Source organism: Mesorhizobium sp. B4-1-3 (assembly GCF_006439355.1).
Taxonomy (GTDB): Bacteria; Pseudomonadota; Alphaproteobacteria; order Rhizobiales; family Rhizobiaceae; genus Mesorhizobium.
On the sequence record NZ_VFTG01000004.1, the window covers coordinates 33,110 to 46,538 of the forward strand.

13 protein-coding genes are annotated in these 13,429 nt (G+C 63.3%); 3 read left to right on the top strand and 10 right to left on the bottom strand.

Annotation, left to right across the window (positions count from 1 at the left end):
• Nucleotides 1-40 precede the first annotated feature (40 nt).
• Complete coding sequence (rimO, locus tag FJW06_RS06980; protein WP_140749992.1) at nt 41-1,354, top strand: 30S ribosomal protein S12 methylthiotransferase RimO; 1,314 nt, start codon at nt 41-43, stop codon at nt 1,352-1,354.
• A gap of 84 nt (nt 1,355-1,438) precedes the next feature.
• Here the strand turns inward: rimO and FJW06_RS06985 are convergent, their stop codons facing one another.
• From FJW06_RS06985 to FJW06_RS07020, 8 genes are all read right to left on the bottom strand, one after another.
• Entirely contained in the window at nt 1,439-2,506 is a 1,068-nt protein-coding gene (locus FJW06_RS06985) for a BMP family ABC transporter substrate-binding protein (protein WP_140749995.1), read from the bottom strand.
• 51 nt (nt 2,507-2,557) lie between these two features.
• Nucleotides 2,558-3,478: an ABC transporter permease gene (locus FJW06_RS06990; RefSeq protein ID WP_140749998.1), complete on the bottom strand. Its 921-nt coding sequence runs from the start codon at nt 3,476-3,478 to the stop codon at nt 2,558-2,560.
• The gene (locus FJW06_RS06995; protein WP_140750001.1) at nt 3,478-4,605 is read right to left on the bottom strand and encodes an ABC transporter permease; all 1,128 of its coding nucleotides are present in this window, start codon (nt 4,603-4,605) and stop codon (nt 3,478-3,480) included. Before FJW06_RS06995 ends, FJW06_RS06990 begins: the two co-directional genes overlap by 1 nt.
• Nucleotides 4,602-6,179 carry an ABC transporter ATP-binding protein gene (locus FJW06_RS07000; protein ID WP_181178175.1) on the bottom strand — a complete coding sequence of 526 codons (1,578 nt, stop codon included), beginning with the start codon at nt 6,177-6,179 and terminating at the stop codon, nt 4,602-4,604. Before FJW06_RS07000 ends, FJW06_RS06995 begins: the two co-directional genes overlap by 4 nt.
• Nucleotides 6,180-6,433: 254 nt before the next feature.
• A complete protein-coding gene (locus FJW06_RS07005) occupies nt 6,434-7,411 on the bottom strand; it encodes a quinone oxidoreductase (RefSeq protein ID WP_140750007.1) in 978 nt (325 codons plus the stop codon).
• Between the two features lie 132 nt (nt 7,412-7,543).
• Nucleotides 7,544-8,362 (bottom strand): phosphatidylcholine synthase, encoded by an 819-nt coding sequence (pcsA, locus tag FJW06_RS07010; RefSeq protein WP_181178176.1) that lies wholly within the window; start codon nt 8,360-8,362, stop codon nt 7,544-7,546.
• Nucleotides 8,359-8,973 (bottom strand): DUF1326 domain-containing protein, encoded by a 615-nt coding sequence (locus FJW06_RS07015; RefSeq protein ID WP_140750010.1) that lies wholly within the window; start codon nt 8,971-8,973, stop codon nt 8,359-8,361. Before FJW06_RS07015 ends, pcsA begins: the two co-directional genes overlap by 4 nt.
• A 12-nt stretch (nt 8,974-8,985) precedes the next feature.
• Nucleotides 8,986-9,876, bottom strand: coding sequence for a DUF2182 domain-containing protein (locus tag FJW06_RS07020; protein WP_140750013.1), 891 nt, complete (start codon nt 9,874-9,876; stop codon nt 8,986-8,988).
• A gap of 101 nt (nt 9,877-9,977) precedes the next feature.
• Here FJW06_RS07020 and FJW06_RS07025 point away from each other — a divergent pair, with 101 nt between their 5' ends.
• A complete protein-coding gene (locus FJW06_RS07025; RefSeq protein WP_140750016.1) occupies nt 9,978-11,189 on the top strand; it encodes a UbiH/UbiF family hydroxylase in 1,212 nt (403 codons plus the stop codon).
• Here the strand turns inward: FJW06_RS07025 and FJW06_RS07030 are convergent.
• Nucleotides 11,166-12,128: an AEC family transporter gene (locus tag FJW06_RS07030; protein ID WP_140750019.1), complete on the bottom strand. Its 963-nt coding sequence runs from the start codon at nt 12,126-12,128 to the stop codon at nt 11,166-11,168. The two genes, FJW06_RS07025 and FJW06_RS07030, sit on opposite strands and share 24 nt — an antisense overlap.
• Before the next feature lie 211 nt (nt 12,129-12,339).
• Between FJW06_RS07030 and hspQ the strand changes: the two genes are divergently transcribed.
• Entirely contained in the window at nt 12,340-12,663 is a 324-nt protein-coding gene (gene hspQ / locus FJW06_RS07035; RefSeq protein ID WP_167449172.1) for a heat shock protein HspQ, read from the top strand.
• Nucleotides 12,664-12,748: 85 nt separating this feature from the next.
• Here hspQ and FJW06_RS07040 read toward each other — a convergent pair whose 3' ends face one another.
• The gene (locus FJW06_RS07040) at nt 12,749-13,369 is read right to left on the bottom strand and encodes an invasion associated locus B family protein (protein WP_040982846.1); all 621 of its coding nucleotides are present in this window, start codon (nt 13,367-13,369) and stop codon (nt 12,749-12,751) included.
• Nucleotides 13,370-13,429: the final 60 nt, after the last annotated feature.

Consider the following 13,429-nt stretch of genomic DNA (forward strand, 5'->3'; position numbering starts at 1 on the left):
AGTCCTCGATCTCGCCCTCACCTCTTGGAAAACAAAATCTATGTCCGCCCCACGCGTCAGTTTCGTCAGTCTTGGATGCCCGAAGGCGCTCGTCGATTCCGAGCGCATCATCACGCGGCTTCGCGCCGAAGGCTACGAGATCGCGCGCAAGCATGACGGCGCCGACCTCGTCGTCGTCAACACCTGCGGCTTTCTCGATTCCGCTCGCGACGAGTCGCTCAACGCCATCGGCTCCGCCCTTTCCGAGAACGGCCGCGTCATCGTCACCGGCTGCCTCGGCGCCGAGCCGGAGGTCATCCGCGAAAAACATCCCAATGTGCTGGCAATCACCGGCCCGCAGGCCTATGAGAGCGTGATGGCGGCGGTCCACGAGGCGGCTCCGCCCAGCCACGATCCCTATGTCGATCTGCTGCCGCCGCAGGGCGTGAAGCTTACGCCGCGCCATTACGCCTATCTGAAGATTTCCGAGGGCTGCAACAACCGCTGCACCTTCTGCATCATCCCGGCGCTGCGCGGCGATCTCGTCTCCCGCCCGGCCGCGGACGTGCTGCGCGAAGCCGAAAAGCTCGCCAAGGCCGGCGTCAAGGAGATTCTCGTCATCTCGCAGGACACCAGCGCCTACGGCATCGACATCAAGTACCAGACGTCGATGTTCGGCGACCGCGAGGTGCGGGCGAAATTCCTCGACCTGGCCGAGGAGCTCGGCAAACTCGGCATCTGGATACGCATGCATTATGTGTACCCCTACCCGCATGTCGCCGACGTCATTCCGCTGATGGCGGAGGGAAAGATCCTTCCCTATCTCGACATTCCCTTCCAGCATGCCTCGCCACAGGTGTTGAAGAACATGCGCCGTCCCGCGCATGGCGAAAAGACGCTGGACCGCATCCGTAGCTGGCGCGAGGTCTGCCCGGACCTCGCCATTCGCTCGACCTTCATCGTCGGTTTCCCCGGCGAGACGGAGGACGATTTCCAGATGCTGCTCGACTGGCTGGACGAGGCGAAAATCGACCGCGCCGGCTGCTTCAAATACGAGCCGGTCAAGGGCGCACGCTCCAACGACCTCGGGCTGGAACAGGTGCCGCAGGAGATCAAGGAAGCGCGCTGGCACCGCTTCATGCAGCGCCAGCAGAAGATCTCAGCCGCGCAGTTGGCCAAGAAAGTCGGCAAGCGCCTGCCCGTGCTGGTCGACGAGGCGCATGGTACATCCGGCAAAGGCCGCACCAAATACGACGCGCCGGAGATCGACGGCTCGGTGCATATCCAGTCGCGGCGGCCGCTGCGCGCCGGCGAGATCGTCACCGTCAAGATCGACCGCGCGGACGCTTATGACCTTTATGGATCGGCCGTCTGATCGTTTTCGACCGCGAAGGGAACGCCAAATGAAAAGGGCGCCGCGCGGCGCCCTTTTCATTTCTGATTTTGCGACTTGCCCGCCTTATTGCGGCAGCTTGTCGTCGATGCCCTTGACGTAGAAATTCATGCCGAGCAGCGTGCCGTCGTCGGCGACCTCGCCGTCCTTCAGCCAGGGCGAGCCATCCTGCTTGGACACCGGTCCGGTGAAGGGATTCCAGCCGCCAGCGATCTTCTTCTCGGTTGCCTCGGCCATCGCCTTCACGTCGTCGGGCATGTTGGTGTAGGGCGCGAGCTTGACCGCGCCGTCCTTGATGCCCAGCCACACATTGTCCGGTTTCCAGGTGCCGTCGAGCGCCGCCTGCACGCGGCTGATGTAATACGGGCCCCATTCGTCGGTTAGCGAGGTCAGTTGCGCGTGCGGCGCGAACTTGATCATGTCGGACGACTGGCCGAAACCGTGTAGCTTGCGCTCCTCGGCGACCTGCAGCGCGGCGGTGGAATCGGTGTGCTGCACGATGATGTCGGCGCCCTGGTCGAACAGTGCCTTGGCGGCGTCGGCCTCCTTGCCCGGGTCGAACCAGGAATTAACCCAAACGATCTTCACCTTGAAGTCGGGATTGATCGACTGCGCGCCGAGCATGAAGGAGTTGATGCCCATCACCACTTCTGGGATCGGGAAGGAGACGATGTAGCCGGCGAGGCCCTTCTTCGATTCCTTGGCCGCGATCTGGCCGAGCACGTAGCGGCCTTCATAGAAGCGGGCGTTGTAGATGCCGAGATTGTCGCCGGTCTTGAAGCCGGTGGCATGCTCGAACATCACCTTGGGAAACTTCTTGGCCACCTTCACCTCGGCATCCATGAAACCGAATGAGGTGCCGAAGATGATCTTGCAGTTCTCGCGCGCCAGGCGCTCGAAAGCGCGGTCGGCGTCCGGGCCTTCCGAGACGTTCTCGAGATAGGCGGTCTCGACCTTGTCGCCGAGCGCCTTCTCGACCTCGAGGCGGCCCTGGTCGTGCTGGTAGGAGTAGCCGAAATCGCCGATCGGACCCGTATAGACCCAGCAGGCCTTCAGCTTGTCGGCGGCTTCGGCGGTTGCCGCCAGCGACAGGGCCGCGGCCGTGGTCATCAACGCAATAAGCAGTTTTTTCATTGTGTTACCTCTCTGAGTTAAGCCTTGGAGCTTCCCGTCTTTTTGTTGTTGTCAACGATCCGGAACGAATGGCTGCCCCAACGAAGCCGGCGTGTTCATCATCGTCAGCCGCTTGTTGCGGGAGATTAGAACGAGAACCACGATGGTTGCCAGATAGGGCAGCGAAGAAAGAAACTGCGAAGGCACCGGAATGCCAAATGCCTGTGCATGAAGCTGGCCGATCCATACCGCGCCGAAGATATAGGCGCCGGCCAGCACCCGCCACGGGCGCCAGGAGGCGAACACCACCAGCGCCAGCGCGATCCAGCCGCGGCCCGCACTCATGTTCTCCACCCATTGCGGCGTATAGACCAGTGACAGGTGCCCGCCGGCAAGGCCGGCGCAGGCGCCGCCGAAGATCACGGCGAGATAGCGGTAGCGGATGACCTTGATGCCGAGCGCGTGCGCTGACGTATGGCTGTCGCCGATCGAGCGCAGCGTAAGCCCCGTGCGCGTCCTGAACAGGAACCACATCACCGCCGCTGTCAGCGCGATCGAGATATAGAACACCGGATCCTGGCCGAAGATCAGCTTGCCGACGACCGGGATCGAGCTGATGCCCGGAATGTCGAGGTTGGGCAGCCTAACGCCCGGTTGGCCGACGAAGGTGGTGCCGATCATGCCGGAGAGGCCGAGGCCGAGCAGCGTCAGCGACAGGCCGGTCGCCACCTGGTTGGTCGCGAGCGACAACGTCATGACGGCGAACAGCAGCGAGAACAGCGCGCCGACGATGATTGCGGCAAGCAAGCCGATCCACGGCGATCCGGTGAGGTAGCCGGCGCCGAAGCCGCCGACGGCGCCCATGATCATCATGCCCTCGACCCCGAGATTGAGCACGCCGGAACGCTCGACCACCAGCTCGCCGATCGCAGCGATCAGAAGTGGCGTCGCCGCGGTCGCGATGGTCAAAAGGATGTTGACGGTGATGTCCATCAGCGGGCCTCCTCGAGCTTCGGCGCTGCTTCGAGCTTTGCGCCGTTCGGCTTCACCAGCGCCATGCCGATCAGGCGAATGCGGTAGTGGATGAGCGTGTCGCAGCCGAGCACGAAGAACAGGAGCATGCCCTGGAACACGCGCGCCACCTTGTCGGAAATGCCGAGCGCGCTCTGCACCGCTTCGCCGCCGAGATAGGTCAGCGCCAGTACCAGGCCCGCGGCGACGATGCCCAGCGGATTGAGGCGGCCAAGGAAGGCGACGATGATGGCGGTGAAGCCGTAGCCGGGCGAGATCACCGGCTGCAACTGGCCGATGGCGCCGGAGACCTCGGAGATGCCCGCCAGACCCGCCAGCGCGCCTGAGAGAAGGAAGGTGAAGAAAACCATCCGGTTGAAGCCGAAGCCGGCAAAGCGCCCTGCCCTCGGGCTGGAGCCCAGCACGCGCACCTCGAAACCTTTCAGCGTCCGGCTCATCATCAGCCAGATCGCTACGGCGGCCACCAGGGCGAAGACGAAGCCCCAATTGGCGCGGCCGGCATCCGGCATCAGCTCCGGCAGTACCGCCGAATCGCCGAACTGGATGGTCTGCGGAAAGCCATGGCCCTGCGGATCGCGCCACGGGCCGCGCACCAGCCAGTCGAGGAAAAGCTGCGCGACATAGACCAGCATCAGGCTGGTCAGGATCTCATTGGTGCTGAAGCGCGTCTTCAAAAACGCCGGGATCGATGCGTAAAGGGCGCCGCCGACCATGCCGAGCAGGAGCATCAGCGGGATCACCAGCGGGCCTTCGAATTGCGGGAACAGCACCGGGATGATGGAGCCGAAGATTGCGCCGAAAATGAACTGGCCTTCGGCGCCGATGTTCCAGATGTTGGCTTTGTAGCAGACCGACAGGCCGACCGCGATCAGGATCAGCGGCGCCGCCTTGATCGCCAGCTCGTGCAACTGCCAGACCTGGCTGATCGGCTCGACGAAATAAATCTCGAAGGCATTGAGCGGATTGACGCCGAGCAAGGCGAACATGATGGCGCCGGCGATGATCGTCAGCGCGAAGGCGATGAAGGGCGACAGTATCGAGAACAGCGCCGAGCGCTGCGGGCGTTTGACGAGTTCGATGCGCATCATGCGACCTCCAAGCTGTGTTCGGCGTGGCCGGGCTCGGCGCCGCCCATCAACAGGCCGATCTTCTCGAAAGTCGCCTCGGCGATTGGCAGCGGTGTCGACAGTTCCCCGTTGTGCATGACGGCGATACCGTCCGACAATTCGAACAATTCGTCGAGGTCCTGGCTGATGACCAGGACAGCGGAGCCGCTGCGGGCGAGCTCGATCAAGGCCTGGCGAATGTGAGCGGCGGCACCTGCGTCGACGCCCCAGGTCGGCTGGTTGACGACCATGACGCTCGGCTTGCGGTCGAGCTCGCGGCCGACGATGAATTTCTGCAGATTGCCGCCCGACAGTGCGGCGGCCTCCGGATCGGGCGCACTCTTGCGCACGTCCATGGCTTTGATGATGCGCTGGGCGGCGCTGTAAACCGCGCCGTTCCTGACCATGCCGCCCGAACCCACGAAGGCCTTGCCGTCGGTGGCATGGCGGGACAGAAGCAGGTTTTCAGAAAGCTTCATGCGCGGCGCGGCGCCATGGCCGAGGCGCTCTTCCGGCACGAAGGCGGCTCCCATCAGCCGCCGGCCAGTGATCGACAGGCCACCGGCGTCCTTGCCGCGGATGCGCACGGAACCGGCATCCTGCTGCAGCACTTCGCCGGAGATGGATTCGAAGAACTCGCCCTGGCCGTTGCCGGCAACGCCGGCGATGCCGATCACTTCACCGACACGCACCTTGAGGTTGATGTTCTTGAGCGGGATGGCGAAGGGCGTCGCCGGCTTGCGGCTGAGGCCGCGGATTTCCAGCAGGGCCGGCGCCGTCTCGATGCCTTCGGCCGGCGCGCGCACCACCGCCTTCACCTCGCTGCCGACCATCATGCGGGCAAGCGATGCGGCCGTCTCCTCGCGCGGATTGCAGTGGCCGACGACCTTGCCGTGGCGAAGCACCGTGGCACGGTCGCAGATGCGTTTGACCTCTTCCAGCCGGTGCGAGATGTAGAGGATCGACTTGCCTTCCGAGCGCAGGCGCTCCAGCGTCTCGAACAGCTTGTCGGCTTCCTGCGGCGTCAGCACCGAGGTCGGCTCGTCGAGGATGATGAGCTGCGGCGTCTGCAGGAGACAGCGGATGATCTCGATGCGCTGGCGTTCGCCGACGGAGAGGTCTCCGACCAGCGAATCCGGATCGAGCGGAAGGCCATAGCTGAAGGACAGCGCCCTCGCCTTCGCCGCAATGGTGCTGATCGGGGAACCGTCATTGAGAGAAAGCGCGATGTTCTCGGCCGCCGTCAGCGCCTCGAACAGCGAGAAATGCTGGAACACCATGCCGATGCCGAGCTTTTTGGCCACGCCCGGGCTGGTGATCTTGACCGCCCTGCCATCCCAGAAGATCTCGCCCGAGTTCGGCTCGAGCGATCCGAACAGCATCTTGACCAGCGTCGACTTGCCGGCGCCGTTCTCGCCGAGCAGCGCATGGATCTCGCCCTTCGCGATGTTGAGATCGATGTGATCGCACGCCGTCAGCGTGCCGAAAATCTTGGTAAGGCCACGAACCTCGAGCAGGTTCGACCTGTCATGATTTGCACTCACAGTGCCTCCCATCCGGTTTCCCGGATATGTTCTGTGTTCCCGAAAGCATGGTATGCGCGGCCGGCTCCCATCGGAAAGCAGCACCCAACTTGAAAGAGCTTCAAGAATTTCAGCGGAAACTCAAGGGTTAAGATAGACCTCTTGAGAACAACGGCAAATCCGCATCGCTTTTTCAGGCAAGCCATTCCTTCGGGCACGGCAAGTCGCTGAAAACAAGGCAGCCGGCCAGGGTATGATGCCCAGAAGCGTGAAGCCGTGAAAGCGCTCTAGGGAATGAGAATAGTCGTTCCCGTCGTCTTGCGGGCTTCGAGATCGGCTTGCGCCTTTGCGGCGTCCTTCAGCGCATAGCGCTGGTTGATCTTGATCTCGACGGCGCTGCTCTTGACCACGTCGAACAGCGCTTCGGCCGACTTCACCAGATCCTCGCGTCTGGCGTTGTAGACGAAGAGCGTCGGCCGAGTCGCATAGATCGAGCCCTTCTGTGCCAGGAGCGACATCGAGAAAGGCGGGATCGGCCCGGATGACTGGCCGAAGCTGACGAACATGCCCAACGGCCGCAGGCAATCGAGCGAGGCCGGAAACGTGTCGGCGCCGACCGAATCGTAAACGACGTCGCATTTCTTCCCGCCGGTAAGCGCCGCGACGCCCGCGACGAAATCCTGTTCCTTGTAGTTGATGACGTGGTCGAAGCCGTGCGCCCGGGCAAGCTCGATCTTGTCGGCGGAGCTCGCGGTGCCGATCACGGTCGCGCCCAGATGCTTTGCCCATTGGCCGAGGATGAGGCCGACGCCGCCGGCCGCCGCGTGGTAGAGGATCGTATCGCCGGCTTTCACCGGAAAGGTGCGGCGCAAGAGATATTCCGCAGTCATGCCCTTCAGCATCATCGCCGCCGCCTGCTCGTCGCTGATGCCGTCCGGCACCTTGACCACGCGGTCGGCTGCGATCACCCGTTGCTCGGCATAAGCCCCGACATTGACGGCATAGGCGATGCGGTCGCCCGGCTTCAACCAGTCGACGCCGGTGCCGAGCGCCAGCACCACGCCCGCCGCCTCGCCGCCCGGGATCAGCGGAAGACCGCCGGGTGGCGGATAAAGCCCGGAGCGATAGTAGACGTCGATGAAGTTGAGGCCGATCGCCGTATGCCGGACCAGGATCTGGCCTTCTCCGGGCTGGCCGGGATCGGCATCTTCATAGGCCAGGACTTCGGGGCCGCCATTGACGTGGATGCGGATTGCCTTGGACATCGCTCAACTCTCTGATGGGTACGTGAACTGGAGCATGACCCCCGAAAAGGGAGAGCCGATTTTCGGAAGATCGCGCGCCGATAGATAGCTAGGTCAGGATGACCATTCGGCCAAAAATATCCTGATCCAGGATCAAGGCTTCTTGGCGCCCAGATTGGGGAACATCTGCATGACGCCCCCGATGCAGGCGAGATAGAGGCCGGTGATGGTGATGCCGATCTTGGTGAAGTCGCCGACCTGCTCACCCAGCACGCCGATCTTGTTGTAGAAGCTGGCAAGCGCGGCCTGCGCCAGCGCCAGCGCGCCGAAGGCGCACCACAAAAGGATCATGCCGAGATTGAGCGACCTGAGTCGCACCACCCGCACCGGGTGGATGAAGTTGATCGGCAGGAAAGTCAAAATGCCGGCAACCACCACCACGGCGAAAGACACCCATTGCCCGGGCTCGATGACGAAGAGCGTGAACACCACCATATTCCAGACGACCGGGAATCCCTTGAAGAAGTTCTCCTTCGTCTTCATGCCGGTGTCGGCATAGTAGATCGCGCTGGAGACGACGATGATTGCCGCGGACAGGAAGGACAGGTTCTCGCCCATGAAGCCGCGCTGGTAGAGCGCGAAGGCCGGGATGAGCACGTAAGTGACGTAGTCGATGATGTTGTCGAGGAGTTCGCCCGACCATGTCGGCAGGATTTCCTTCACCTCGAGCTTTCTGGCGATTGGCCCGTCGATACCGTCGACGAACAGCGCCAACCCCAGCCACCAGAACATCGCCGTCCAGCGCTCCTCGCTTGCCGCCACCAGCGACAGGAAGGCAAGGAACGATCCCGACGCAGTGAGCAGATGCACGGAAAACGCGCGCGCCTGCGGCCACGTCACCTTCTTCTTCGGCAACGGGATGCGTTGCGCGATCTTCTTGGCTGCCTTGCCGGCCCTTGTGTTCTTGCTCACGGTCCCCGCCAGTCCAGCTTGCAGATTTCGGCCGAGCGGCCGGCGAAATTCCAGTTGCGGCCGAAGGCGCGCATCTTGCTCTTGTCGGACTTCGCCACGATGATCTCCGGCGCGATCCAATATTCGGAATTGGTGATCACCGTATCCTTCTCGCGGTCCTTGCCGGGGATCGGCGTCACCGCGCCGTCGATGATTTTCGGTATCTGGAAGACGCGCGTCTTGTCGCGGGTCTCGTAGGTAATCGGCACCTGCTCGACGCCGAGGAATTTCCCGACGAGGATCGAGAGCAGCGAGGTGGTGCCGCCGGCCTTGCCGGTGAATATCTTGGTCAGCGCCTTCACCGCATGGATTGAAGCGCGCTTGTCGATGAACAGGCCGGCCGTCCAGTTGCCGCGGCTCATGTAACCGGGAATTTCCATGATCAGGCCGAGATTGAGACCGGAAAGGTCGACTTCGCCGAAGTGCCCCGCGTCGATGCGGAAGCCGGCCCAAGTCTGGCAGTAACCCTCGGTCGGCGGGTGGCTGCCCAGCGACAGCACGCAGGGACAGAAAACCGTGCAATTGCAGGAGAGTACCAACTCCCCTTTCGTTGCCCAGCTTTGGTCGGTCATCGAATTCTCCCCTCACACCGAAACTAATAGCAGGGCCGCCGCCCACACAAGCAGTATCGCACCGGCAACCCGGCTGGCCACCCTGCCCGTGGTCTGTTTTTCGATCAGGGTGAACAGGCCGATCAGCGCCATCCAGAAGACGTTCATGGCGCCTACGGCAAACATCACCAGCATCAGCGCCCAGCAGCAACCGAGGCACCAGACGCCCTGCTTCAGGCCAAGTCGGAAAATGCGGCCCGGTTTCGCGCTCCAGTTGGCGAACAGGATCGAGAACGGGTTGCGGCATTTTTCCAGGCATGCCTGTTTGAGGCCGCTGAATTGATAGAGACCGGCGACGAGCAGCGCCGCGGCGCCGGCAAAGCCGACGGCCGGATCGAGCATCCGGCCGGAGCCGGCAAGGGCGTAGACCGCGAGCGTCAACGCGGTGAAGCCGGCGGATGCGGCAAGCCACGTGCCGAGGTAACCGGCGACAAGCACCAGCGGATGAACGACGGGCTCGCCCTTGATCCTCGCGGTATCCGCGATCTCGCAATAGGTGCGGATCAGCGGCGCCGCCGAAGGCAACATGGTCGCCACAGCCATCAGGAACCACATCAGCAAAAGCGCCGGCCCTTGCAGGCCGGTCGGGCCGGCAAGCGGCGCCGGCGCGAGGCAAACAGCAAAGAACCGGTCGAGAAAATCCGGCAAAGGCAGGCTCGGCAGGTTTTTCAGCAGCATGTCGCCGGGCGCGCCGGCGGGGCGGCCTTCGGCCCCACGGATCGCCATCGCGCCGAGGAGGAACCAGGCAAAGGCGATGCCGATCCCGATCGTCAGCATGACCGCGAGACGCGGGCTGCGCGCGACGCCCGCCGCCGCGCGGCCGGCGCGGTCGAGATGGCTGAAATCATGCTGCTCGCCGTTCATGGCACTCGAATGGGCTGAATCGCCGCGTTGATCAAGCCGGCCGATCTGACCTATATCCGGGTAAAGGCCTAACGGGTCGCCTCGCATTCTGGAAGCCTGGCGTGGAGCACAACGACAAAGCGCGCATCCTGGTTGCCGGCAGCGGTCCGGCCGGCCTGATCGCGGCCCTCGGCTTTGCCCGGGCCGGCTTCGAGGTGACATTGGTCGGTCCCGAGGCCAACAGCGCCGACAGCCGCACCACCGCGCTCATGAATCCGGCGCTGAAGGTCCTTGGGCGGCTGGGCGTCCTTGCCGAACTGAGGATCCAGGCCGCGCCGCTCAAGGCGATGCGCATCGTCGACGCCACAAGGCGACTGATCCGCAGCCCAACCGTAACCTTCCGCGCCAGCGAGATCGGCGAGGAACAGTTCGGGCTCAATTTGCCGAACAAGGCTCTTATCCCCATTCTCGCCGGGGCCGTTTCAGCTCATGACGGCATTCATTGGCTGAAATCCACCGTCGAGTCCTGGAGCCTTGACGGCGACCAGGCCCGTGCAAGGCTGGCCGACGGCAGCGAAGTCTCGGCATCGCTCGCGGTCGCGGCCGATGGACGTCTGTCTCCGGCGCGGGAAGCCGCCGGCATTCGCGCCTTCGCGCGGTCCTATCCGCAGTCGGCGCTTGTCCTCAATTTCGGCCACCGCAGCGAGCATGGCTTCGTCTCGACCGAATTCCACACCGAAACGGGGCCGTTCACACAGGTGCCGCTGCCCGGCAAGCGCTCAAGTCTTGTCTGGGTGGTGAAGCCGCAGACGGCGCAGGAGCTTGCTGCGCTCGACGATGCAGCCCTGTCGGCGCGTGTCGAGGAACAGATGCAATCGATGCTCGGCCGGGTCTCGGTCGAGCCGGGCAGGCAGGTCTATCCGTTGTCGGCGGCCTCGCCCGGCCGCTTCGCGCAAAACCGGGTGGCGCTGGTCGGCGAAGCGGCGCATGTGTTTCCGCCGATCGGGGCGCAAGGCCTCAACCTCGGCATCAGGGATGTCGAAGATCTGATTGGAATCGCGAGCGAAAACAGCAGCGATCCCGGATCGCGCCGGACCCTCGCCGCCTATGACACGAGGCGCCGACCCGACATATGGGCGCGCAGCGGCGCAGTGAACCTGCTCAACATGTCGCTCTTGTCCGATATGCTGCCGGCGCAACTGGCGCGCAGCGCCGGCCTCAATGCGCTGGGCAGCTTCGCCCCGCTGCGCGCCTTCTTCATGCGCGAGGGATTGCGGCCGGGCAGCGGCCTTCGCGCCATTGCCGGCGGCCTAAGGAAAGAGGTCGGCCGGTAGGATTCCGTGCCGGATCGCGTAGAGCAGCGCGGTCACCGTTACCACCGAAAAGCATGTCGTGATCAGCACGCTGGCCGAGGCCCGCTGCACCCATACGTCGTACTGCTGCGCGATCACGAAGACATTGGTCGCCGTCGGCAGCGCCGCGAGCAGCATGGCGGAGAAGACCCAGGTCGGCGAGAAATTGCCGATCCAGCTCAGCACGACATAGCAAAGCAGCGGATGGACGATCAGCTTCAGCCCGGCGATCAATGCCAGCTCGTGCGGAACGCGGTTAAGCCGCCTCAGCGCCAGCGTCACGCCCATGGCAAACAAAGCGCAAGGCGCGGCCGCGCGTGCGAGATAGTCGAGGAAACGATCGACAGGCAGCGGCGGGCGGAACTCCACATAGGCGGCGCCGACGCCAAGCGCCGTCGCAATGATGAAGGGATGCAGCGCGATCTTTTTGAGGACGCCGAGCGCCAGTTTGAGCGGCGGCGCCTTCTCCTTGCCCGACAGCGCCATCATCATCGGCGCGACCGTGAAATGCACGATGTTCTCGAAGCAGAAGATCAGCGCCACGGGCACCGCGGCCTGTTCGCCGAACGCCAGCACGGCAAGACCAGGCCCCATATAACCTATGTTGCCGTAAGCCGCGGCAAGAGCGGTGATCGTCGCCTGCGCGATGCCACCGCGGGAAACGATAGCCGACCAGGCGAACATCAACGTGAATATCCCGTAGGTGGCGATGAGCGAGCCCAGGATGAAGCTCCATTCCGTCAACTGCTCGAAGGGTGTCTTGGCGAGCAGTTGGAAGAACAGGGCCGGCAGCGCGACATAGACGATGAACGTGTTCATCCAGCCAAGCGCCTCCAGCGGCTGCCTGGTGATGCGCGCCACCAGGAAACCGATGAAGATCATGCCGAAGAACGGAAGGACGAGGCCGATGACGTCAGACATTTTTCGCCCGAACGGGAAAACTCCCGCGCGGGCTAGCCCGTTGTTTCGTCCGAGGTCAAGGACTTGGCTATTGAATTGCGGCAGTGCCTGCGCCAAATAGGCCCAAGCCGAAAGTCGGGGTCGATTTTTGGCTGCGTGACGTGTAAATTCAAGGTCTTAGGCGCCTTGTGCGCAGCCACGAAGGCGCCTCGGAACCTAAGTGGTGAACGTGATGAAGACGGCCAAATTCTCGATCGGGCAAGTGGTTCGCCACAGGCTGTTTCCGTTCCGCGGCGTGATCTTCGACGTCGATCCCGAATTCGCCAACACCGAGGAATGGTACGAGGCCATTCCCGCCGACGTGCGTCCGCGCAAGGACCAGCCTTTCTACCATCTTCTGGCGGAAAACTCGGACACCGAATACATCGCCTATGTGTCCGAGCAGAACCTGCTCGAGGACCGGTCGGGCGAGCCGGTGAGGCATCCGCAGATCGGCGAGATGTTCGACAAGCTGCCGGACGGCCGTTACGAGCCGAAGCGCCAGTCGAAGCACTGAAGCGCGTCACCCAGGGCGCACAACGTGGACGACAAAAAGCGGGGCGAATTGCCCCGCTTTTTGTTTCCAGACGATGCTCCGGCGATCAGTTCGCGGTCTTGGCCTTGTCCTGCTCGTCCTTGAGCTTCTTGGCGAAGTCCTGATTGTTCTTGGCGACGAAGTCCTGCAGCTTCTTCTGCCGGTCCTCGATGTCCGACTGCTGCAGCGGCGGGCCGTCATAGGCGCCGCTGAAGCCGGTGAGCGCGATCTTGATCGGGTTCGGCTGGTTCTGGAAGTTGATCGAGGTGAGCGTGATGCCCTGCCCCTTCTTGAAGGAAGCGACGAGCTGGTCGCTCAGCGGCACTTCCGCCACGCAACGATCCGGGAAGCAGATCACATAATCGAGCTTCTGCGCCTTGCCTGAATCGATCTGCAGCGCGATGCCCGGAGGAACGAGGCGGCCGGTCGGCACCGTGACCTGGAAGACCTTGCGGTTCACCTTGCCCTTGAGCTCGATCAGGCTGACGCCGGTGACGAGCTGTCCGTTCCCGGCGGTGACGATGTTCTGCACATTGCAGATGTCGACGTCTTCCTGCTTGGTGCAGGCCTTGAACCAGCCCTGAGGAATCTGCGGCTGCTGTTGGGCCGAGGCGGTGAAAAGCCCGGCGCCCAGAACGCCGACCACGCCTGCGGCCAGCACCGAAAGGCGGTACGCGTTGATCGTCATATGGTGCACTTTCCTCTCAAATGATCCCGGGGACCGGCTTCTTCGTGCCGTGTGGTCCAG